Genomic DNA, 20,012 nt, shown 5'->3' on the forward strand with positions numbered 1-20,012 from the left:
TCGCTGCTGTCGAGAGGTTTGAAATGAGCGAACGTCTGAACAACGACTTCCAGTTCATCGAGGTGGGCCGCAAGGACCCGAAGAAGAAGCTGCTGCGCCAGCGCAAGCGCGAGTTCGTGGAGATCTACGACCTGTTCAAGCCGCAGCAGGCGTCGGAACAGGCCCACCGCTGCCTGGGATGCGGCAACCCGTACTGCGAGTGGAAGTGCCCGGTGCACAACTTCATCCCCAACTGGCTGAAGCTGGTGTCCGAGGGCAACATCCTCGCAGCCGCCGAACTGTCCCACCAGACCAACACCCTGCCGGAAGTCTGTGGCCGGGTCTGCCCCCAGGACCGCCTGTGCGAGGGCGCCTGCACCCTCAACGACGGCTTCGGCGCGGTGACCATCGGCTCGGTGGAGAAGTACATCACCGACACCGCCTTCGCCATGGGCTGGCGCCCGGACATGTCCCAGGTCAAGCCCACCGGCAAGCGGGTCGCGGTGATCGGGGCCGGTCCGGCGGGCCTGGGCTGCGCCGACGTGCTGGTGCGCAACGGGGTGACCCCGGTGGTGTTCGACCGCAACCCGGAGATCGGCGGCCTGCTGACCTTCGGCATTCCCGAATTCAAGCTGGAGAAGAGTGTCCTCAGCCGTCGTCGCGACGTGTTCACCGGCATGGGCATCGAGTTCCGCCTGAACACCGAGATCGGCAAGGACGTGACCATGGAACAGCTGCTCGCCGAGTACGACGCGGTGTTCATGGGCATGGGCACCTACACCTACATGCAGGGCGGTTTCCCCGGCGAGGACCTGCCCGGCGTGCACGACGCGCTGGACTTCCTCATCGCCAACGTCAACCGCAACCTGGGCTTCGAGAAGGCGCCCGAGGACTTCATCGACATGAAGGGCAAGCGGGTGGTGGTGCTGGGGGGCGGCGACACCGCCATGGACTGCAACCGCACTTCGATCCGCCAGGGCGCCAAGAGCGTCACCTGCGCCTACCGCCGCGACGAGGAAAACATGCCGGGCTCGCGCCGGGAAGTGAAGAACGCCAAGGAGGAGGGCGTGAAGTTCCTGTTCAACCGCCAGCCCATCGCCATCGTCGGCGACGGCCGGGTGGAAGGCGTGAAGGTGGTGGAGACCCGCCTGGGCGAGCCCGATGCCCGCGGCCGGCGCAGCCCCGAGCCGATCCCCGGTTCCGAGGAAATCCTCCCGGCCGACGCTGTGGTGATCGCCTTCGGCTTCCGGCCCAGCCCGGCGCCCTGGTTCGAGCAGCACGCCGTGGGTACCGACAGCCAGGGCCGCGTGGTGGCCCCGGCGGACGGCGCCTTCAAGCACCAGACCGCCAACCCGAAGATCTTCGCCGGCGGCGACATGGTGCGCGGCTCGGACCTGGTGGTGACGGCCATCTTCGAAGGCCGCAACGCCGCCGAAGGCATCCTCGACTACCTGGGCGTCTGACGGCCTGCCGGGCGCTTCGGCGCCCGGCGCCAGCCCCGCTCGGTCGAGACCGTGCCGGGCGATAGAGTGTCGGCACGTTGGTTTGCGTCGTGCGTTGCGTGATCCACGTCGTTCGCTTTAGGGCGTGTGCGGCTTTCGCTTCGTGGGCGAGGGCCGGACGCATGGAGGCGGGGCTCAGGGCCCCCTCACGGTGGCCGCGGCTCGCCCGGTCTGACCGTTCACCGTTCACCGTTCACCGTTCACCGTTCACCGTTCACCGTTCACCGTTCACCGTTCACCGTTCACCGTTCACCGATCCCGGCAGGCCGCTTTGGGCGGCTTCGTCACGGGTGTCTACGAGTCACGCGGCCTGCGCGATTCGCCCCTTCGGTCGCCCGCCTCCGGCATCAACGCCATCCGCTGCCTGACCGGGCTGCGGAAAGGCAGCCGGCACGTTCCGGCCGACCGCCGCGCTGGCCTGTGGCGGCGCAGGGTTGGGCACGAAGGCAGGGACGTCTAGAGTGTCAGCGGCGCGGTGGCGTGCGTTTCCGGCGGCCTCGGCCCAGTTCCGGACCGCTGCCCCGCGAACTTCAGATCCGGCGACCCAGGTTGTGTACGAAAAGTCGTCGAGCGAAGGTCAGGCGAGGAAAAAATGGGAGAGGAAGCGGCGTTCACGCGCTGTAAATGAGCATTCCGAACCCATTTTTAACGAAGCATCACCGAGCGCAGGCACTTTTCGTACACAACCTCGGTTAGCAATCCTGGATTGAGGGCCCTGCCATAGCGCCCGCCTCGCCGTCGTCCAGAAAAGGGAGCCGTGTCTCCCTCATCGGCCTTTAGCCCCAGGCCGGCAGCCGCCCCCGAGGACGGCCGCCGGCCTGTGCCTGGGCTCAGGCCGGATCGAGCTTGATCGAGGGGCCGGGATGCTCGGGCGGCAGGCGGTCACCGCGGCCGAACAGCTTGTGGCGCAGGGTGCCGTCGGCGTAGGCGGTGCGGTAGCGGCCGCGGCGTTGCAGCTCGGGCACCACCCGCTCCACCACTGCCTGCAGGTCGTCCGGTGCCACTCCGTAGGTGAGGTTGAAACCGTCGATGCCGGTGGCGTCCAGCCAGTCCTCCAGTTGGTCCGCCACGCTCTCGGGCGTGCCGCTCAGCACCGGTCCGCGGCCACCCAGGCCGACGAACTGGGCCGCCTCACGTACCGTCCAGCGACGGCTCGGGTCGGCGGTGGTGAAGGCCGCCAGGGCGGTGCGGCCGGCGTCGTTCTCCAGGTACTCCAGGGGCGCGTCCGGGTCGTAGGTGGAGAAATCGATCCCGGTCCAGCCGGACAGCAGCGCCAGGGCGGCATCGGTGTCCACGTAGCTGCGGTATTCCTCGAGCCGCGCCTCGGCGGCCTCGGCACTGTCGGCCACGATGACCAGGGCCTGGGCGTAGATCAGCACGTCGTCCGGGCGGCGGCCGGCGTCCACCACGGCCTGGCGGATGCTCGCCACGTAGCGGCCCAGGGCCACCTGGCTGGGCGCGCTGACGAACACGCATTCCGCGTGACGGGCGGCGAACGCCTGGCCGGTGGCCGAGGCGCCGGCCTGGAACAGCACCGGGGTGCGCTGGGGCGAGGGTTCGCAGAGGTGGATGCCGGGCACCTGGAAGTGCTCGCCAGCATGGCGGATCGGGTGCACCCGGGCCGGGTCGCTGTAGCGCCCGCCGGCGCGGTCGTGGCGCACGGCGTCGTCGTCCCAGCTCTTCTCCCAGAGCTTGTAGAGCACCTGCAGGTACTCCTCCGCCAGTTCGTAGCGCGCATCGTGGCCCAGCTGGCGCGCCAGGCCGAGGTTGCGCGCGGCGCTGTCCAGGTAACCGGTGACAATGTTCCAGCCGACCCGGCCCTTGCTCAGGTGGTCCAGGGTCGACATGCGCCGGGCGAAGGGGTACGGGTGCTCGTAGGTCAGCGAGAAGGTGATGCCGAAGCCCAGGTGGCGGGTGGCCGCGGCCATGGCCGGGACGATCAGCAGGGGGTCGTTGGTGGGCACCTGCACGCCGCCGCGCAGGGCTTCCTCGGGGCTGCCCTGGTAGACGTCGTAGACGCCCATCACGTCGGCGATGAACAGGCTGTCGAACAGCCCGCGCTCCAGCAGGCGGGCCAGTTCGGTCCAGTGCTCCAGGTCGGTGTAGCGGGTGGAGCGGTCGCGGGGGTGGCGCCACAGCCCGGGGGACTGGTGGCTGGCGGCGTTCATGGTGAAGGCGTTGAAGCGGATCGGTCGGGTCGAGCCCATGGGGCGGTCTCCTGGCGGTATGGCCTCGGAAGCGCCGGCAGCCTGCCGGCGCGGCAACGGGGCCGCTCGTGGCGGCCCGCGGGCGTCAGGGCAGCACCGACTCCGGGTAGACGGCGTCGCTCACCTTCAGCGGCTTGGGGATCAGCTGGATGCGCTGGAAGGCGTCGGCCAGCTTCTGCTGCTCGGCGACGATGCCGGCATCCAGGGCCACGGCAGCGTAGTTGCGGCGCTCGGTGGCCACCTTCAGCACGTCGGCGGGGATGCCAAGCTGCGGCGCCAGCAGGTCGGCCACCGCCTGGGGGTTGGCGTTGGCCCACTGGGCGGTCTGGCCCAGCTGCTGGAAGAACACCTTCAGCAACGGCCGGTTGGCGTCGGCGAAGGCCGCGGTGGACAGGTAGAAGGTGCGGTTGTTGGAGAGCCCCTGGCCGTCCCGCAGGGTCTTCACCGACAGGTTCTTCTGGGCGGCGGCGAGGAACGGGTCCCACAGGCCCACGGCGTCCACGCTCTTGGATTGCAGGGCGGCCACCGCGTCGGCGGCGTTGTTGACGTAGGCCGGGGTGATGTCGGCGTAGGTCAGGCCGGCTTCCTCCAGCGCCAGCACCAGCAGGTACTGGGCGTTCCAGCCGCGGCCGATGGCGACCCGCTTGCCCTTGAGGTCGGCCACCGTGGCGATCGGCGCGTCCTGGTTCGCCAGCAGGCCGATGCCCTTGGGATAAGGCTGCTCCGCGGCCAGGTAGACCACCGGTTTGCCAGCCGCCTGGGCGAACACCGAGGGCGTGTCGGCGGCGTGGCCCAGGTCGATGGCGCCGGTGGCCAGCGCTTCCAGCAACTGCGGCCCGGCGGCGAACTCGTGCCAGCTGACCTTCACGTGCTGGTCGGCCAGGGCCTTCTCTAGGGCGCCGGTGCCCTTGAGGATGTTCAGGCTGTTGAACTTCTGGTAGCCGATGCGCAGGGTGCGCTCGTTGTCGGCCGCGGCGGGCGCGGCCCCCAGGGAGGCGCCCAGGGTCGCGGCGATGAACAGGGAGGCGAAACGCTTGCCGAACTGCTTAATACTCATTGCAAGGTCCTCGTAGTGCGATTTCGATTTCTAGTTATAAGTCGAACCGCGACTATAGGAAGGGCCGCCCGGGATGCTCAACGTTTTTATTCCCTTTCGCTAGACCGTTTTGGAAAAACGATAGCTTTTCAGAATATAAACCGCTGCAGGGCCTATGCCTCGCTGCCCGGGAGTTGCCGCTGCGCCGCTGCGGCTTTCCCCTGGGGGCGTTTGCGGCGAAAATGCTCGCACTTTTTTGCCGGAAAACGCCATGACTGCCCTGAAGAACGATCGCTTTCTCCGCGCGCTGCTCAAGCAGCCCGTCGACGTCACCCCGGTGTGGATGATGCGCCAGGCCGGGCGCTACCTGCCGGAGTACCGGGCCACCCGCGCGCGTGCCGGCGACTTCATGAGCCTGTGCAAGAACCCCGAGCTGGCCTGCGAAGTCACCCTCCAGCCCCTGGAGCGCTACCCGCTGGATGCGGCGATCCTGTTCTCCGACATCCTCACCATTCCCGATGCCATGGGCCTCGGCCTGCACTTCGAGACCGGCGAGGGGCCACGCTTCCGCAAGGCGCTGCGCAGCGCCGCCGATATCGAGGCGCTGCCGGTGCCGGACGCGGAGCGGGACCTGGGCTACGTCATGGATGCGGTGCGCACCATCCGCCGCGAGCTGAATGGCCGAGTGCCGCTGATCGGCTTCTCCGGCAGCCCCTGGACCCTGGCCACCTACATGGTGGAAGGCGGATCCTCCAAGGACTTCCGCCGCAGCAAGGCGATGCTCTACGACGAGCCCCAGGCCATGCACCTGCTGCTGGACAAGCTGGCCCGCTCGGTGACCGACTACCTCAACGCGCAGATCCGCGCCGGCGCCCAGGCCGTGCAGATCTTCGATACCTGGGGCGGCAGCCTGTCCTCGGTGGCGTACCTGGAATTCTCCCTCGCCTACATGCAGCGCATCGTCGACGGCCTGATCCGCGAACAAGACGGGCGCCGCGTGCCGGTGATCCTGTTCACCAAGAACGGCGGGCTCTGGCTGGAGTCCATGGCCGCCAGCGGCGCCGACGCCCTGGGCCTGGACTGGACCTGCGACATCGGCGATGCGCGCCGCCGGGTCGGCGAGCGGGTTGCCCTGCAGGGCAACATGGACCCCAGCGTGCTCTACGCCCAGCCGGCCACCATCCGCGCCGAGGTGGCGCGCATCCTGGCCAGTTACGGCCCAGGGCCGGGTCACGTGTTCAACCTCGGCCACGGCATCACCCCGGAAGTGGACCCGGCCCACGCCGGTGCCTTCATCGAGGCGGTGCACGAGCTGTCGGCGGCCTACCACCAGGGCTGAGCCGCAGGCCCTGCAGGCCGGGCTAGCCCTCGGGCTGCACGCGGATGTCGTGGATCTCCAGCACTTCCGCCTGTTCCAGGATGGCTTCCGGGCTGTCGTCCGGGGCGGGGATCAGCAGGCTGTTCTCGGCATCGGCGTAGTGCAGCACGATCAGCCGGTAGGCGACCTGGTGCGGCGCGGGGTGCGCCTCGTCGAAGTCCAGCAGGTGCTGGCGCGGTTCCTGGCGGAACCGGTAGTGCACGGCAATGGCGGGCATGGAGCCTCCGGAAGGTCCTTGGAAAGACTTCCGGGTTGACCCGGAGGTCAGGTTCTTCGTTCCCCCCGGCGGCCCGCCGGCGTGCCAGCCCCCTGAACGAAAACGCCCCGCGGGGCGGGGCGCTTCGTGGCGGCCGAAGGCTTACTTGACCTTGGCCAGGTCGCCCTTGAGTGCGACGCCGGCGACGAACGCCCCGGCGTGGCACTCGTAGTTCTGGCTGTCGCGGTGCTCGCTCTTCTTGTAGTAGCTGACCAGGTTCACCACCGCGTTGGCGCCGGCGGCCTTGGCCGCGTCCTGCATGCGGATCAGCGCGGACTGCAGCACCCAGCTGCAGGCTTCCTCGTCGCTCTTGTTGAAGGCGTTGGTTTTCTGGTTTGTGGTCACGTTGGGCTTGATCACGCTCACCGGGCCGGCCGGCTTCTTGTTCAGGTAGAACTTCACGGTGCCGTCCAGGCGGCCGGCTGCGGTGGCTTCGGCCACGGCCGCTTCGAACGGCAGGTACAGGGCGGTATCACGGGCCTGGCTGATGCCCGGCAGCGCGGCGCCCAGGCACAGTGCGGCGACGATCCAGTTCTTGTTCTTCATGGGTACTCCTTGGGGTTTTTTAAGGTCGTGTGAAGCTGTTCAGGCCCAGCGGCGGAAGATCAGCGAGGTATTGACCCCACCGAAGGCGAAATTGTTGTTCATCACGTACTCGTGGCGCATGGTCCGCGGTTCGCCGCGCAGGTAGTCCAACGCCCCGCAGCGCGGGTCGAGGGCGTCCAGGTTGAGGGTGTGGATGTAGCGGTCGCCGTTCATCATCTCGATGCTGAACCACGACTCCAGCGCGCCGCAAGCGCCCAGGGTGTGGCCGAGGAAGCTTTTCTGTGAACTGATCGGCATGTCCGCGCCGAACAGGCTGCTGGTGGCCAGGGTCTCGGCGATGTCGCCCTGCTCGGTGGCGGTGCCATGGCCGTTGACGTAGCCGATCGCCGAGGGCGGCAGGCCGGCGTCGGTCAGGGCCAGCTGCATGGCGCCGCGCATGGTGGCCAGCTCCGGCTTGGTGATGTGCTGGCCGTCGGCGTTGCTGCCGAAGCCGACGATTTCCGCGTGGATGTGGGCGCCCCGGGCCAGGGCGTGTTCCAGGTCCTCCAGCACCAGCATGCCGGCGCCCTCGCCGATCACCAGGCCGTCGCGGCCCTCCTCGTAGGGGCGCGGGGTGGTGTGGGGCGCGTCGTTGCGCAGGCTGGTGGCGTAGAGGGCGTCGAAGACCATGGCCTCGGTGGGGCACAGCTCCTCGGCGCCGCCGGCGAGCATCAGCGGCAGGCGGCCGAACTTGATTGCCTCGTAGGCGTAGCCGATGCCCTGGCTGCCGCTGGTGCAGGCGCTGGAGGTGGGGATCAGGCGTCCGGTGAGGCCGAAGAAGATGCTGATGTTGGCCGCCGTGGTGTGGGGCATCATGCGCACGTAGGAGTTGGCGTTGAGGCCGTCGGCCACCGAGTTCAGCAGCATGTTGCCGAACGCCTTGATCTCCTCGGTGCTGCCGGTGGAAGAGCCACAGGCCACGCCCATGCGGCCGTCGCGGATGCTGGCGTCGCCCAGCAGCCCGGCGTCTTCCAGGGCCCGCTCGGCGGCCCGCACCGCCAGGCGCGAGACCCGGCCCATGCTGCGCAGCTGCTTGCGGGTCCAGGCCTTGGGCACGGCGAAGTCGTCGACGGGCCCGCCCAGCCGGGTGTTCAGTTCGGTGTAGCGCTCCCACTCGTGCATGTAGCGGATGCCGCTGCGATTGGCGGCGAAGTTCGCGGAAATCCCCGCCCAGTCGTCGCCCAGCGCGGTGATCCCGGCCATCCCGGTCACCACCACGCGCCTGAAGCCGTTCATCAGCACAACCCTCCGTTCACCGCGATGACCTGGCGGGTGATGTACGCCGCTTCCTCGGACATCAGGAAATTCACCACCCCGGCCACTTCCTCCGGGGTGCCCAGGCGCTGGGCCGGGATCATCTTGAGCATCTCGTCCACCGGCACGCGCTCGTCCAGCATGTCGGTGTCGATCAGCCCGGGCGCCACGCAATTGACCGTGATGCGGCGCTTGCCCAGCTCGATGGCCAGGGCCTTGGCGGCGCCGATCACGCCGGCCTTGGAGGCGCTGTAGTTGACCTGGCCGCGGTTGCCGATCAGCCCGGATACCGAGGTGATGCAGACGATCCGCCCGGGCCGGCGGCGGCGCACCATGGGCATGGTCAGGGGGTGCAGCACGTTGTAGAAGCCGTCCAGGTTGGTGCGCAGCACCTGGTCCCAGTCGTCGTCGCCCAGGGCCGGGAAGGCGCCGTCGCGGGTCAGACCGGCGTTGCATACCACCCCGTAGTAGGCGCCATGGGCCTCCACGTCGGCCTCCAGGGCGGCGCGGCAGGCGGCGCGGTCGGATACGTCGAACTGCAGCACCCGGGCCTGGCGGCCGAGGGCGAGCACGTCATCGCGCACCGCCTCGGCCTCGGCGCGGCCGCTGCGGCAGTGCAGCACCAGGTCGTGGCCGCCGCGGGCCAGGCGCAGGGCGATGGCGCGGCCAATGCCGCGGCTGGAGCCGGTGACGAGGATCGGGTCGGTCATGGAGCGGGTTCCTCGAGGAAGCGGGACGGCTGGGGCGGGCGGTACACGTTGAGGCGGGCCTCGGCGAGGATGCCCGGCCCTTGCAGGCGGCATTCGAACACGCCCATGCCGTTGTCGTCCTGCAGCGAGCACGTGGCGTCGATCCGCAGCTCGCTGCCGGCGGGAAAGCGCTCGACGTTGCAGGTGAAGCGGCGGGTGCCCAGCAGGAAGCCCAGGGCCACCGGCTGCCCGGCGCGGCGGGCGTGGCAGCCGGCGTAGGCGGCCACGCTCTGGGCCATCAACTCGACGCCGACCCAGGCCGGCAGGCCGCCGTCGGCGTCGCTGAGCAGGCCGGGGCGCACCTGCAGGCGGGTCGCCACGTGGTCGTCGTCGAACGCCAGCACCGCGTCCAGCAGGATCATGTCGCCGGCATGGGGCAGCAGCTCGGCGATGGGCCAGGGAATCATCAGGCGTCTCCGATAATCAGCGAAAGGTTGTTGCCGCCGAAGGCGAACGAGTTGCTCATCAGCCGGCGCTCGCCGCGGCCGGGCAGGCGGGTGCCTGGCGCCACCAGCGCCAGGGGCAGCAGCGCCGGATCCGGCTGGCCGTCCCAGAGGTGCGGCGGCAGCAGGCCGTCGGGGTTGCAGGGGCTCAGGGTCAGCCAGCAGAAGGCCGCCTCCAGCGCCCCCGCCGCGCCCAGGGTATGGCCGACCTGGCCCTTGCTGGACGAGCAGGGCAGGTCGGCGCGGAACAGCTGGCGCACCGCCAGGCTTTCCATGGCGTCGTTATGTGGCGTGGCGGTGCCGTGCAGGTTCAGGTAGTCGATCTGCGCGGGCGCCAGGCCGGCGCTGGCCAGGGCCCGGTTCATGGCCTCCAGGGCGCCCAGGCCGTCGGGCTGCGGCGCTGAGATGTGATGGGCGTCGGAGCTGGCGCCAGCCCCCAGCAGGGCGATGGCCGGGCGGCCGGCGGCGGGTCGCTCGCGGGTCATCAGGAACAGCGCGGCGCCCTCGCCGATGTTGATGCCGCGGCGGTTGGCGGAGAACGGCAGGCAGCGTTCGTCAGCCACCGCTTCCAGGGCGGCGAAGCCGTTCAGGGTGAGCCGGCAGAGGCTGTCGACGCCGCCGCACAGCACCGCGTCGCAGACCCCCAGGCGCAGCAGCCGCGCGGCGCTGAGCAGCGCGCGTCCGCCGGACGTGCAGGCGGTGGACAGGCAATAGGCCGGGCCGCCGAGGCCGAGCCAGTCGGAGAGGAATACCGCCGGCGCGCTCATTTCCTGCTGGGCGTAGCGGTACGCCGGCGGCAGGTGGCCGTTGCGGGTGTGCTCGGCGATGCCCTGGCTGGCCTCGTGGATGCCCGAGGTGCTGGTGCCGAGGACCACGCCGATGCGCTGGGCGCCATAGCGCGCCCGAGCGCGCTCGATGTCCGCCTCGATCTGCCGGGCGGCGGCCAGCAGCAGGCGGTTGTTGCGGCTGTCGCAGTCCGCCACGGGGGCCGGCAGCGGCGCCAGCGGCGTACGCACCGCGCCCACGGTGAGGCGACGGCCGGTGACCCAGCCGTCCGCCGGCGCCAGCCCGCCGGGGTCGCCGGCGAGCAGCGCGGCGGCCACCGACGGCGCGTCCGCGCCCAGGGCGCAGACCAGCCCGAGGGCGTCCAGGTAGGCGGTCATCGGGCGTCGTCCCCGTTGGCCAGGGGTTCGGTGCGGTAGCGTTCGCCGGCCGGGCCGCGCAGCTCGAGTCGCCCGGGGCCGGCCGCGGTCACCCGCCAGCGCCCCTGCAGCACCCGGCTGCCGTCCGCCTCGCGGCGCCAGTCGGCGGCGGGGTAGAGGGCGTCCAGCTGGTCGTCCGGCACCAGGCCGAACAGCAACGCGGCGAACAGTTCGCGGGCGGCCGGGTTGGGCGGCAGCAGGCCGTCGTTGTGCCAGGCGCCCTGGTCCAGGCGCTGCCGCGCCAGGGGCACGCCCAGGGGGTCGAACAGCGACCAGCGCAGCGCGTCGTCTTCTGCCTGGATCACCAGCAGGCTGTCCTCGGGCAGGCCGGCTTCGGCCGGCCCGTCCAGGCGCTGCACGTGCAGCGACAGCGGCCAGGCCAGGGCCGGGCTGCGGGCGGGCAGCGCCGGGGCCGTGGCGCAGGCAGCCAGCAGCAGGCAGAGCAGGGCGGACAGGGACGCGCGAAGGATCATGCACGGGGCTCCAGGGGTTTGCGCGCGGCGACGTTGACCAGGGTTTCGTCCCGCTGGCCCACCGGCTTGGGCCGGCTCAGGCCCCAGCGCTCCAGCAGGCCGAAGTCCTTGGACCGGCTCCACCAGAGGTAGGGGAAGGATACCTGGGACGGGCCGAAGCAGAAGCCCTGCTGGCGCAGCATGGCCAGGTATTCGTCGGCGCTGCGCTGCACCTCCATGGGGTGGCGGAACAGCCAGCGGATCACCCAAGTGTCGATGTAGAAGCGGGTGGATTCGGCGAACAGCAGCAGGCCGCCGGGCCGCAGCACCCGCCAGAACTCGGCCAGGGCCTTCTCCTGCTCCACCAGGTGGTGGAAGGTCTGGTGGCAGAACAGGATGTCCACGCTGGTGTCGGGCAGCGGGATGCCGGCGCAGTCGCCGGCCAGCAGCTCCACCGCCAGGCCGGCCTGCTGGGCCTCCGAGCGGGAGCAGTCGAGGCTGTGGGGGTCGGCGTCCAGGCCGATCAGCCGGCTCGGGCGGAACGCCCGCTGCAGCAGGCCGAACGACTTGCCCTGGCCGCAGCCGGCGTCCAGCAGCACCGGCGCCTCCGGCAGCGGGCCGTCCACCCGCCGCACCAGGTCGTCGATGGCCACCCGCAGCACGTGGTGCTGCCAGACGTGGCTGCGCAGGAACCAGACGCCGAAGCGGGTCTCCTCGACGTAGGTCTCGGCGGCGCGGGGAGCGGTCATGAAGCCTCCGGGGCGCTGGCGCAGAGTTCGGCGAGGACCTTCAGGCGCCGCCGCGGCTCGGCCACGTAGGGGTTGCCCAGGTCCCAGGCGTAGCCGGCGAGGATCGAGCTGATCATCCGGCGGATGTCCGGCGAGGCATTGGGGTGGAAGATCACGTCCTGGAAGCTGCCGTCGTACCAGCCTTCCACGTAGACCCGGAAGGTGTCCACGCCGCGCTTGAGGGGCACGGCGAAGTCCGCCTCCCAGTCCACCGTTTCGCCCTCCAGCTGGCGGTGCAGCAGGCCGGCGGCCATGCTCGCCGAGCGCATGGCGATGGTGACCCCGGAGGAGAACACCGGGTCGAGGAATTCCGCGGCATTGCCCAGCAGGGCGAAGCCCGGCCCGTGCAGGCGGCTGACGTTGGCCGAGTAGCCGTTGAGTTCGCGCACCGGGGTGTCCCAGTGGGCGTTGCGCAGCAGCCCGGTCAGTTGTGGGGTTTCCGCCAGGAAGCTGTCCAGGCAGGCCTGCAGGTCGTCGGGCCGGCCGGCGTAGCGGCTGGCGTCGGCCACCACCCCCAGGGAGCAGCGGCCGTCGCTGAAGGGAATGGTCCAGAACCACACGTCGCGGTGCTGCGGGTGGACGCTGATGAGGATCTTCTCGCGGTCGAAGTCGGCGGCGTCGATGCGGTCCTCGACGTGGGTGAACAGCGCCCGGCGCACCGGGAAGGCGGACGGCGTGTCCAGCCCCAGCAGGCGCGGCAGCACCCGGCCATAGCCGCTGCCGTCGAGGACGAAGGCAGCGCTAACGCGGTAGGCGCTGCCGTCGGCGCGGCGCACGTCGAGGCAGGGGCGGGCGCCGGAGAAGTCCGCGGCGACGATCTCCTCCTCGTAGCGGATCTCCACCCCCTGCTCGGCGGCGCGGTCGGCCAGCAGCGTGTCGAAGGCGGCCCGCTGGACCTGGAAGGTGGTGTCCTTGCCGGGGGTGAACTTGTCGCGGAAGTCGAATTCGCTGCGCCGCTCGCCCCAGGCGAAGGCCGCGCCGTGCTTGATCTGGAAGCCCGCCGCGCGCACCGCGTCGAGCATGCCCGCTTCCTCGACGAAGTCCAGGCAGTGGGCCAGCAGGCTCTCGCCGATGGAGAAGCGCGGGAAGCGCTGGCGCTCCAGCACCAGCACGTCGTGGCCGTGGCGGTTGAGCAGGGCGGCGGCGATGGCGCCGGACGGGCCGGCGCCGATGACGACGACGGTGCGCCGTTCGATCTCGAGGGTGGAGGTCATGGGGTTTCCTTGGGCTGCATCGACAGCGGGACGGTGGGCGCGCGCAGGCCGAGCAGCGCGGGCAGCAGGGTGCAGAACAGGCTCATCAGCAGCAGGCCGACGTACAGGGTCGCGTCGATCAGCGCCTGCTGGAACAACAGGTTGAGGAAGACGATTTCGGTCAGCCCGCGGATGTTCAGCAGCAGGCTCTCGCGCCACTTCGCCGTGGCCGGTTGCGAGGGCGTCGCCCAGTGCAGGCCCAGCCAGTTGCCGGCCACCTTGCTCGCCGGCGGCGCCAGCAGGAGCAGTGCCAGCAGAGCCCAGTCCGGCTGCTCGAACACCGCCCGCATGTCGACCCGCAGCACGCCGACCGCAAGGATCAGCGGTACGCAGAGGCCGTCCTGCAGGGCGCGCCACAGCGGCATCGGCAGGGGCAGGCGGAACGGCAGGCGCAGGCTGGCCAGCACCAGCAGGTAGGCGATGCCGAAGACCAGGGCATTGAGCGTGTACAGGTGCAGCAGTGGCATCAGGACGAAGAACGGCAGGCCGTAGGCGACGCCGTTGCGCAGGCCCAGGGCGCGCAACGGCAGCGGCAGCAGCGCGGCCATCAGCGGCCAGAACAGCGTGCCGGGCTGCAGGCTGCCCTGGGCGACGCCGAACACGCTCCAGCCGATCAGGTCCATGAGAATCGCCGCATGGAGCAGCCGGCGGGTGTCGTCCGGCGGGTAGCCGATGCCTTGCAGGTAGAGGTAGAGCACCGGGATCGCGGTGATGGCGAACAGCAGGCCCAGGGACAGCACGCTGAGCCAGGGCTGTGGCGGCAGCAGCCAGGCCGCGCAGGCCACGCCGCAGCAGAACGGCACGGCGAAGCTGGGCAGGGCGATGCGCAGGCTGCGGCTGTCCACCCGCAGGTCCACCACGTCGCCGAGGATGTGCCCCAGCAGCAGGGCGAAGCACACCCCGTAGAGCAGCTCGATCGCCGGCGTGTGGGTCAGCTGGGCGGCGCTGGCGCCCCAGACCGGCTCGGCCAGCCACAGCGCCAGGGGCGTCAGGCAGGCGATGGCGGCCAGCAGCTGGCTGACCACCGGGATCATGCCGAAGCGCCGGCCCACCCGGGTGGCGAGGGCGAACAGCGCCAGCACCGCCAGCCAGAACGTCAGGGTCTGCATGCCACGTACTCTTCGTCAGCGTCCGCCGCCCACGGCGACAGCAGGAAGGCGAAGCCCAGGCCGAGGCCCACGGCCAGGCCGAAATTGCTCACCGCCGGGGTGCCGGACAGCGCCAGCAGGCCGAACGACAGCCAGGTGGTGAGGGCCGCCATCAGGGTGCCCAGCAGGCTGGTGGCGGCGCCGCCGACCCGTTCGCGCATGAGAATCGCGTAGTCCACACCGATGGCGGTCACCAGCAGCAGGCCGAACAGGCTGAACAGGGTCAGCGGCTGCCCCAGCCAGCCGAGGCTGGCCAGGCTCGCCAGGGCCCCCAGCAGGGACACGCCCAGGGTGCGCAGGGCGCCGCGGGGGCCGAACGGCAGGCACAGCAGCAGGAAGATCAGCAGGCACGACAGCGCCTTGAGTTCGGCAGCGCTGACCTGGGTGGCGGCGAACAGCCGGTTCAGTTCCCCCAGGCGGTCCACCAGCTCGACCCCCGGCAGGCCCTCGGCCACGCGCGCCAGACGCGAGGCGTCGCTCAGGCCGTCGAGGCTCACCAGCCCCGCCACCCCCTCGGCGTCGGCACCCAGCCAGAGCGGCCGCCAGGGTTCTCCCAGGGGGCCGGCCAGGGCCTCGGGGATGTCCAGCGTCGGCAACTGGCGCAGTTGTTCGGCTTCCGCCGCCAGGGCCGCGGGATCGACCCCCAGGGCCTGCAGTGGCGCGCTGGCCGCCAGCAGGCGGTCGAGGCCGGCGCGCAGGCGCGCCTGCTCCGCCCGCGGCGCCACCACCTGGGCCAGGGAGCGGTAACCCTTGAGAGCGCCCTCGGCCACCAGGCGGTCGAGGCGCCGGCCCAGCTCGGCCTGGCGCTGCAGCAACTGGTCGCCGTCGGCGGCGCGCACTAGGTAGAACTGGCTGGTGGGCTGCACGTCGACGATGCGCCCGACCCGCTCGGCTTCCGCCTGCAACTGCGGCGCCCGGGCGATCCACTGGCGCAGGTCGTCCTTGAGCGACAGCTGGGCCACCCCGCCGAGGCAGAACAGCGCCAGCAGGCCCGCCAGCCAGGGGGTCGGCAACCGCCGCAGCAGGCGCCGGCGCAGGGCCAGCAGCGCGTCGGCCAGCCGCAGCGGCGCCGGCCACGGCACGATGGGCGCGCGGCCCAGCAGCGCCGGCAGCAGGCACACCGCGCAGAGGTAGGAGCCGAGCAGGCCGGCCACGGAGAAGATCGCCACCTGGGTCAGGGCCGGGAACGGCGTGAAGCTCAGGGCCAGGTAGCCAACGGCATTGGTGGCCAGGCCCAGGGTCAGCCCCGGCAGGGTGGCGCCGAGGGCGCGCCAGGTGTTCCAGGGTTGCAGGGTCCAGCTCTTGGACAGGTAATGCAGCGGGTAGTCGATGGCCACGCCGATCAGGCTCGCCCCCAGCACCAGGGTCAGGACGTGGATATGGCCGAACAGCGCCACGCAGGCCACCGCCCCGGCCAGCACCCCCACCAGCGCCGGCAGCAGCGCCAGCAGCACCCGGACGCGACGGAACACCAGCAGCAGGAGCAGCAGCGAGGCGACGCTGGAGACGCCGCCGATCAGCCCGCTCTCGCTGCGTGCCTGGCGCTGGCCCTGGGCGGCGTAGAGCAGACCGCCGGCCGCCAGCAGCTCGCCGCCGGCGGCCTGCACCGTGTCGCGGGCGGCGGACACCTGCTCGGCGACCCGCAGCGGCAGGTCGCCCTCGAAGGCATCGCCGCGGGTGCGTGCCCGCAGCAGGGTCCAGCGCTCGCCGTCGTGTTCCGCCAGCAGGCTGCCATCCAGGTCGACCACCACCCGGCCGGGGCGCGGCAGGCTGCGCGGGATGGCTTCGGCCAGGCCCAGCCAGTCCTGCTCGGCGGGCACCAGGGAATAGCCGCCGCCGAAGGCATCGTAGAGGTTCTGCACCCGGGCCTGGAGGAAGGCCTCCGGTTCGTCCAGCAGGCGCTGGCGGTCGGCGGCGCTCAGCAGGGCCAGGCGGCCGGCCAGCAGCTGCGCCCGCAACGCCGGCAGGTCGGCCTGCAGGTTCCACTGCACCCGTTCGTAGAGGCCGCTGCCCTGCAGGCGCTCGCCGATCCCGGCGACCAGCGCCTGGGCGCGGGCGTCGTCGGGGTGGCGCAGCAGCAGCACCAGGTCGCGATTCAGCGGTTCTTCCATGCGCCGTTCGGCCTGCTGGCGCAGGGCGTCGGGGGCGCCGGCGGGCAGCAGCTCCAGCAGGTTGGCGCTGACCGGCGGGCCGTCGCGCCACTGCCAGGCGGCCAGGGCCAGCAGGCCCAGCAGCGCTACGGCGAACAGCCACGGCAGGCGCCGCCGCCAGGCCAGGGGAACGCTGTCAGCCGGCGAAGTCATGGCGCTCGGCATCGCTCAAGGCGTCGTCCACCTGGCTGTCGGGCAGGCGCAGCACGGTGCGGTCGCCCTGGGTTTCCAGCAACTCGATGCGCTCGACCCGCGCGCCGCCCTGGATGCGGATGGCCTGGAAGATCTGCTGCAGCAGCAGAGCGCGGGGCGTCAGGGTCAGGGTCCAGGCTTCGGCGCTGCCCTCCAGGCTCGGCGCGAAGTCCCGTTGCAGCGCGGCGCTGTCGCCGCTCAGCAGGGCCAGGGACAGCTGGTTCTGCCGGGCGCCGGCGCCCTGCTGGGGCAGGGGCTGCCAGGCCTCGCCCTGGCGCCGGGCGATACCGGCCAGGGTGATCCGGTAGTCCTGGCGCAGCGGCGTCTCCAGCAGCCAGAGCAGGCCCTGCTGGCGCGCCAGTACGTAGTGGCCGCGGCTCACCAGGGGCTGCTGCAGGGCACGCAGGTGCTTTTCCTGGACGAAGGCGCCGCGCACCACGGCGGGTTTCTGCAACTGGCTGGCCAACTGGTCCAGGTCGAAGGCCCAGGCCAGGGGGGCGACCAGTGTGGCGACCAACGTGGCGGTCAGCAGGCGGGCGCGGCGCGCCAGGCTCATGGCGCGCCCCCGGCCAGGGCCCGTTCCACCGCCTCGACGAACACCCGCGGCGAGGCCAGCAGCATCTCGCGGCTGGCCATGTCCACGGCCACCTGCACGCTGCTGCCGCGGGTCATGCGCTCGCCGCTGGCGGCGTCGCTGATCAGGTAGTGGATCTTCAGGCGGTTCTCCCACTCCACCAGGTCGGCGCGCACCCGCAGGCGCTGCTCGAAGCAGGCGCCGCGCACGTAGCGCAGCTGCAGGTCGATGATCGGCCAGGCGTAGCCCGCCGCGCGCATGTCGCCGTAGGTGTGGCCGATGCGCTCCAGCAGGGCGCAACGGGCGATCTCCAGGTACTTCACGTAGTGGCCGTGCCAGACCACGTCCATGGAGTCCACGTCGAAGAACGGCACGCGGATCTCCACCTCGGCCTGCAGTACCCCGTCCTTACGCATAGAGCCTCCAGTGGCGGGCGCGGATGCGCGTCAGGCACAGCCGCAGCTCGGCTTCCAGGGCGCGGTCCTCCTGCAGTGGCGGGAAGTCCTCGGCAAGCGCCTGCTGCATCGCCGCCAGGGCCGGCGGCAGGGCGCGCGCGCCGTCCTCCCGCTGGCGCAGCCAGACGCCCTGGCGCGCCGCCAGCAGGGTGGCGGCGGCCACCTGCTCGGTCAGCTCCAGGCTGCGCAGGGCGTCGCGGGCGGCGATGGTGCCCATGCTCACCTTGTCCTGGTTGTGGCACTCGGTGGAGCGCGAGAAGACGCTGGCCGGCAGGGTGTTCTTCAGGGCCTCGGCGGTCCAGGCGCTGGCGCCGATCTGCACCGCCTTGAAGCCGTGGTTGAGCATCGCCGTGGCCGCCGGGGCGCCGGACAGGTTGCTCGGCAGGCCGTGGTTGTAGCGGGTGTCCACCAGCAGGGCGAGCTGCCGGTCCAGCAGGTCGGCGACGTTGCCCACCAGGTTCTTCAGGCTGTCCATGGCGAAGGCGATGTGGCCGCCGTAGAAGTGCCCGCCGTGGAGCACGCGCCCGGCCTCGGCGTCGATCAGCGGGTTGTCGTTGGCACTGTTCAGCTCGGTCTCGATGAACTGCCGCAGCAGCCCCAGGCTGTCCGCCAGCACCCCCAGCACGTGGGGGGCGCAGCGCAGGGAATAGCGGTCCTGCAGGCGGTGCAACGGCGCGGTGGGCGCGTCGATGGCCAGGTCCCGGCGCAGCCAGGCGGCGACCCGGGTCTGGCCGGGGTGCGGCTTGGCGGCGAACAGGCGCTCGTCGAAGTGCTCCGGGTTGCCGGCCAGGGCCACCACGTTCAGCGCGGTGATGCGGGTCGCCAGTTGCAGCAGGTAGTCGGCGCGGGCGTAGGCCAGGCAGGCCAGGGCGGTCATCACCGCGGTGCCGTTCATCAGTGCCAGGGCCTCCTTGGGCCGCAGCACCAGGGGGGTCCAGCCCAGTTCGGCGTGAACCTCGGCGGCCTGGCGGCGCTCGCCGCGGAACAGCACCTCGCGTTCGCCGCTGAGGGTGGCGGCCACGTAGGACAGCGGGGTCAGGTCGCCGCTGGCGCCCACCGAGCCCTCTTCGGGGATCAGCGGCAGCACGTCGTGGTCGAGGAACGCCCGCAGCCGTTCCAGCAGCTCCACGCGCACCCCGGAGACGCCCTGGCAGAGGGACTGCAGGCGCGCCGCCAGCACCGCGCGGGTGGCCTGCGGGTCCAGCAGGCGGCCCAGGCCGCAGCCGTGGAAGGTGTACAGGTGACGGGGCAGCGCCTCCACCTGGGCCAGGGGCACGGCCACCACGCAGGAGTCGCCGTAGCCGGTGGTCACGCCGTAGATCACCCCTTCCTTGTCCAGCAGGGTGTCGAGGAAGCGCGCGCCGCGGGCGATCCGCTCGCGGTAGTCGGCGTCGTCCTGCAGGGCGGGCGCCGCGCGGCCCTCGGCGAGGGCGACGATCTGCTCCACGGTCAGCGGCGTTTCGCCAAAGACCACTGCGGGTTCACTGCGAGGTGTCGTCATGATCCTTCCAGAACGGGTAGAAGTTGAACCACTGCCGTGGCGCCAGCAGGCATTGGGCGGCGAGGTGGTCGGCGTAGCGCTGCACCCAGCCGGCGATCACTGCGTCACGGGTGCCGCGGCGCCACTCGATGCGTTCGGCGAACCGTTCGAGCAGCACCGTGTAGCGGCCGTCGCGCTTCAGACAACTGAGCAGGTTGAGCGGGCAGCCCAGCAGCCCGGCCAGTAGCCAGGGCCCCTGGGGGAACGGCGCCGCGTGGCCGAGGAAGTCGACGCACACGGTGCGCCCGCCGTGCAGCGGCACGCGGTCGCCGGCGATGGCCAGCCACTCGCCGCGGTCCAGCCGCTCGCTGAGCTGCATCATGCTCGCCGGGTCCAGCTCGCTCACCTGGATCAGCCGCAGGCGGTCGGCACCGGCGCTGCGCAGCAGGCGGTTGAAGTGCTCGGCGTGCTTGGTGTGCACCAGCACGTTGAGGGTGAGGTTCTCGCCCAGCTCCGCCAGGGCCTGGCAGACCTCCAGGTTGCCCAGGTGGGCGCCCACCAGCAGCTGGCCCCGGCCGCTGTGCATGGCCGCGCGCAGGCCGGCCGGGTCGTCGATGCGCACCTGGGCCACCGCCAGCCGCCCGCCCCAGACGTCCAGCTTGTCCAGCAGGGCGTCGGCGAAGGCCATGAACTGGGCGAACAGCGAGGCGCGGGTGGGGTTGAGCCGGGGTTGCCCGCTCCAGGCGGCGAGGTAGCGCTGGTACTGGGCGATGGCGCGCCGCGCGGGCCCGCCGAAGAGGAAGAAGTAGGTGACGATCAGGTACAGCAGCGGCGCCAGGGCGCGGCGCCCGAGGTGGCGCGCGAGCCAGGCGGTGAGGCGCATCAGCTGGAAACTGCCGCGCTCGCGCTGCGCCGCCCAGTGGCGCGAC

19 protein-coding genes are annotated in these 20,012 nt (G+C 71.3%); 2 read left to right on the forward strand and 17 right to left on the reverse strand.

The features are described 5' to 3' along the window. Positions 1–23: 23 nt before the first annotated feature. Positions 24–1,442: an FAD-dependent oxidoreductase gene (locus tag FM069_RS11945; RefSeq protein ID WP_143488561.1), complete on the forward strand. Its 1,419-nt coding sequence runs from the start codon at positions 24–26 to the stop codon at positions 1,440–1,442. 869 nt (positions 1,443–2,311) lie between these two features. On the opposite strand, the gene FM069_RS11955 is transcribed toward FM069_RS11945, so the two are convergent. Further along, on the reverse strand, positions 2,312–3,688 hold the full coding sequence (locus tag FM069_RS11955) for an LLM class flavin-dependent oxidoreductase (RefSeq protein ID WP_143488564.1): 1,377 nt from the start codon (positions 3,686–3,688) through the stop codon (positions 2,312–2,314). A gap of 85 nt (positions 3,689–3,773) precedes the next feature. Then, on the reverse strand, positions 3,774–4,745 hold the full coding sequence (locus FM069_RS11960) for an aliphatic sulfonate ABC transporter substrate-binding protein (protein WP_143488566.1): 972 nt from the start codon (positions 4,743–4,745) through the stop codon (positions 3,774–3,776). Between the two features lie 250 nt (positions 4,746–4,995). Here FM069_RS11960 and hemE point away from each other — a divergent pair, with 250 nt between their 5' ends. Next, positions 4,996–6,063 (forward strand): uroporphyrinogen decarboxylase, encoded by a 1,068-nt coding sequence (gene hemE, locus FM069_RS11965; protein WP_143488568.1) that lies wholly within the window; start codon positions 4,996–4,998, stop codon positions 6,061–6,063. A 22-nt stretch (positions 6,064–6,085) separates the two neighbouring features. Here hemE and FM069_RS11970 read toward each other — a convergent pair whose 3' ends face one another. From FM069_RS11970 to FM069_RS12040, 15 genes are all read right to left on the reverse strand, one after another. Further along, positions 6,086–6,319, reverse strand: a complete 234-nt coding sequence (locus FM069_RS11970) for a hypothetical protein (protein WP_143488570.1) — start codon at positions 6,317–6,319, stop codon at positions 6,086–6,088. 141 nt (positions 6,320–6,460) lie between these two features. Then, the gene (locus tag FM069_RS11975) at positions 6,461–6,904 is read right to left on the reverse strand and encodes an excinuclease (RefSeq protein WP_143488572.1); all 444 of its coding nucleotides are present in this window, start codon (positions 6,902–6,904) and stop codon (positions 6,461–6,463) included. Positions 6,905–6,943: 39 nt separating this feature from the next. Next, on the reverse strand, positions 6,944–8,179 hold the full coding sequence (locus tag FM069_RS11980; protein ID WP_143488574.1) for a beta-ketoacyl-ACP synthase: 1,236 nt from the start codon (positions 8,177–8,179) through the stop codon (positions 6,944–6,946). Then, on the reverse strand, positions 8,179–8,907 hold the full coding sequence (locus tag FM069_RS11985) for a 3-ketoacyl-ACP reductase FabG2 (protein ID WP_143488576.1): 729 nt from the start codon (positions 8,905–8,907) through the stop codon (positions 8,179–8,181). The genes FM069_RS11980 and FM069_RS11985 overlap by 1 nt, the downstream gene beginning before the upstream one ends. Continuing rightward, positions 8,904–9,353, reverse strand: coding sequence for an ApeP family dehydratase (locus FM069_RS11990; protein WP_143488578.1), 450 nt, complete (start codon positions 9,351–9,353; stop codon positions 8,904–8,906). Before FM069_RS11990 ends, FM069_RS11985 begins: the two co-directional genes overlap by 4 nt. After that, positions 9,353–10,552 carry a beta-ketoacyl-[acyl-carrier-protein] synthase family protein gene (locus FM069_RS11995; protein ID WP_143488580.1) on the reverse strand — a complete coding sequence of 400 codons (1,200 nt, stop codon included), beginning with the start codon at positions 10,550–10,552 and terminating at the stop codon, positions 9,353–9,355. The genes FM069_RS11990 and FM069_RS11995 overlap by 1 nt, the downstream gene beginning before the upstream one ends. Beyond that, a complete protein-coding gene (locus FM069_RS12000; protein ID WP_143488581.1) occupies positions 10,549–11,064 on the reverse strand; it encodes a hypothetical protein in 516 nt (171 codons plus the stop codon). The genes FM069_RS11995 and FM069_RS12000 overlap by 4 nt, the downstream gene beginning before the upstream one ends. Then, entirely contained in the window at positions 11,061–11,792 is a 732-nt protein-coding gene (locus FM069_RS12005; RefSeq protein ID WP_143488583.1) for a class I SAM-dependent methyltransferase, read from the reverse strand. Before FM069_RS12005 ends, FM069_RS12000 begins: the two co-directional genes overlap by 4 nt. Further along, positions 11,789–13,045 carry an NAD(P)/FAD-dependent oxidoreductase gene (locus tag FM069_RS12010; protein ID WP_143488584.1) on the reverse strand — a complete coding sequence of 419 codons (1,257 nt, stop codon included), beginning with the start codon at positions 13,043–13,045 and terminating at the stop codon, positions 11,789–11,791. Before FM069_RS12010 ends, FM069_RS12005 begins: the two co-directional genes overlap by 4 nt. Then, on the reverse strand, positions 13,042–14,193 hold the full coding sequence (locus tag FM069_RS12015; protein WP_143488585.1) for a cation:proton antiporter: 1,152 nt from the start codon (positions 14,191–14,193) through the stop codon (positions 13,042–13,044). The genes FM069_RS12010 and FM069_RS12015 overlap by 4 nt, the downstream gene beginning before the upstream one ends. Beyond that, a complete protein-coding gene (locus tag FM069_RS12020) occupies positions 14,181–16,535 on the reverse strand; it encodes an MMPL family transporter (protein ID WP_143488586.1) in 2,355 nt (784 codons plus the stop codon). The genes FM069_RS12015 and FM069_RS12020 overlap by 13 nt, the downstream gene beginning before the upstream one ends. Continuing rightward, the gene (locus FM069_RS12025) at positions 16,519–17,130 is read right to left on the reverse strand and encodes an outer membrane lipoprotein carrier protein LolA (protein ID WP_143488587.1); all 612 of its coding nucleotides are present in this window, start codon (positions 17,128–17,130) and stop codon (positions 16,519–16,521) included. The genes FM069_RS12020 and FM069_RS12025 overlap by 17 nt, the downstream gene beginning before the upstream one ends. After that, positions 17,127–17,564, reverse strand: a complete 438-nt coding sequence (locus FM069_RS12030; protein ID WP_143488588.1) for an acyl-CoA thioesterase — start codon at positions 17,562–17,564, stop codon at positions 17,127–17,129. Before FM069_RS12030 ends, FM069_RS12025 begins: the two co-directional genes overlap by 4 nt. Continuing rightward, on the reverse strand, positions 17,557–19,104 hold the full coding sequence (locus FM069_RS12035) for an HAL/PAL/TAL family ammonia-lyase (protein WP_143488589.1): 1,548 nt from the start codon (positions 19,102–19,104) through the stop codon (positions 17,557–17,559). Before FM069_RS12035 ends, FM069_RS12030 begins: the two co-directional genes overlap by 8 nt. After that, a complete protein-coding gene (locus FM069_RS12040; protein ID WP_143488625.1) occupies positions 19,085–19,966 on the reverse strand; it encodes an LpxL/LpxP family acyltransferase in 882 nt (293 codons plus the stop codon). Before FM069_RS12040 ends, FM069_RS12035 begins: the two co-directional genes overlap by 20 nt. Between the last annotated feature and the right edge of the window lie 46 nt (positions 19,967–20,012).

Source organism: Pseudomonas mangiferae, assembly GCF_007109405.1.
In the GTDB taxonomy this organism is placed as follows: Bacteria; Pseudomonadota; Gammaproteobacteria; order Pseudomonadales; family Pseudomonadaceae; genus Pseudomonas_T; species Pseudomonas_T mangiferae.

Excerpts from the sequence above, each read along its gene's own strand:
- FM069_RS12005 (WP_143488583.1), bottom strand. The coding sequence starts at position 11,792 with ATGACCGCTCCCCGCGCCGCCGAGACCTACGTCGAGGAGACCCGCTTC.
- FM069_RS12010 (WP_143488584.1), bottom strand. The coding sequence starts at position 13,045 with ATGACCTCCACCCTCGAGATCGAACGGCGCACCGTCGTCGTCATCGGC.
- FM069_RS11985 (WP_143488576.1), bottom strand. The coding sequence starts at position 8,907 with ATGACCGACCCGATCCTCGTCACCGGCTCCAGCCGCGGCATTGGCCGC.
- FM069_RS11995 (WP_143488580.1), bottom strand. The coding sequence starts at position 10,552 with ATGACCGCCTACCTGGACGCCCTCGGGCTGGTCTGCGCCCTGGGCGCG.
- hemE (WP_143488568.1), top strand. The coding sequence starts at position 4,996 with ATGACTGCCCTGAAGAACGATCGCTTTCTCCGCGCGCTGCTCAAGCAG.
- FM069_RS11990 (WP_143488578.1), bottom strand. The coding sequence starts at position 9,353 with ATGATTCCCTGGCCCATCGCCGAGCTGCTGCCCCATGCCGGCGACATG.
- FM069_RS11970 (WP_143488570.1), bottom strand. The coding sequence starts at position 6,319 with ATGCCCGCCATTGCCGTGCACTACCGGTTCCGCCAGGAACCGCGCCAG.
- FM069_RS11980 (WP_143488574.1), bottom strand. The coding sequence starts at position 8,179 with ATGAACGGCTTCAGGCGCGTGGTGGTGACCGGGATGGCCGGGATCACC.
- FM069_RS12030 (WP_143488588.1), bottom strand. The coding sequence starts at position 17,564 with ATGCGTAAGGACGGGGTACTGCAGGCCGAGGTGGAGATCCGCGTGCCG.
- FM069_RS11960 (WP_143488566.1), bottom strand. The coding sequence starts at position 4,745 with ATGAGTATTAAGCAGTTCGGCAAGCGTTTCGCCTCCCTGTTCATCGCC.
- FM069_RS12035 (WP_143488589.1), bottom strand. The coding sequence starts at position 19,104 with ATGACGACACCTCGCAGTGAACCCGCAGTGGTCTTTGGCGAAACGCCG.
- FM069_RS12025 (WP_143488587.1), bottom strand. The coding sequence starts at position 17,130 with ATGAGCCTGGCGCGCCGCGCCCGCCTGCTGACCGCCACGTTGGTCGCC.
- FM069_RS11975 (WP_143488572.1), bottom strand. The coding sequence starts at position 6,904 with ATGAAGAACAAGAACTGGATCGTCGCCGCACTGTGCCTGGGCGCCGCG.
- FM069_RS11955 (WP_143488564.1), bottom strand. The coding sequence starts at position 3,688 with ATGGGCTCGACCCGACCGATCCGCTTCAACGCCTTCACCATGAACGCC.
- FM069_RS12040 (WP_143488625.1), bottom strand. The coding sequence starts at position 19,966 with ATGCGCCTCACCGCCTGGCTCGCGCGCCACCTCGGGCGCCGCGCCCTG.
- FM069_RS12000 (WP_143488581.1), bottom strand. The coding sequence starts at position 11,064 with ATGATCCTTCGCGCGTCCCTGTCCGCCCTGCTCTGCCTGCTGCTGGCT.
- FM069_RS12020 (WP_143488586.1), bottom strand. The coding sequence starts at position 16,535 with ATGACTTCGCCGGCTGACAGCGTTCCCCTGGCCTGGCGGCGGCGCCTG.
- FM069_RS12015 (WP_143488585.1), bottom strand. The coding sequence starts at position 14,193 with ATGCAGACCCTGACGTTCTGGCTGGCGGTGCTGGCGCTGTTCGCCCTC.
- FM069_RS11945 (WP_143488561.1), top strand. The coding sequence starts at position 24 with ATGAGCGAACGTCTGAACAACGACTTCCAGTTCATCGAGGTGGGCCGC.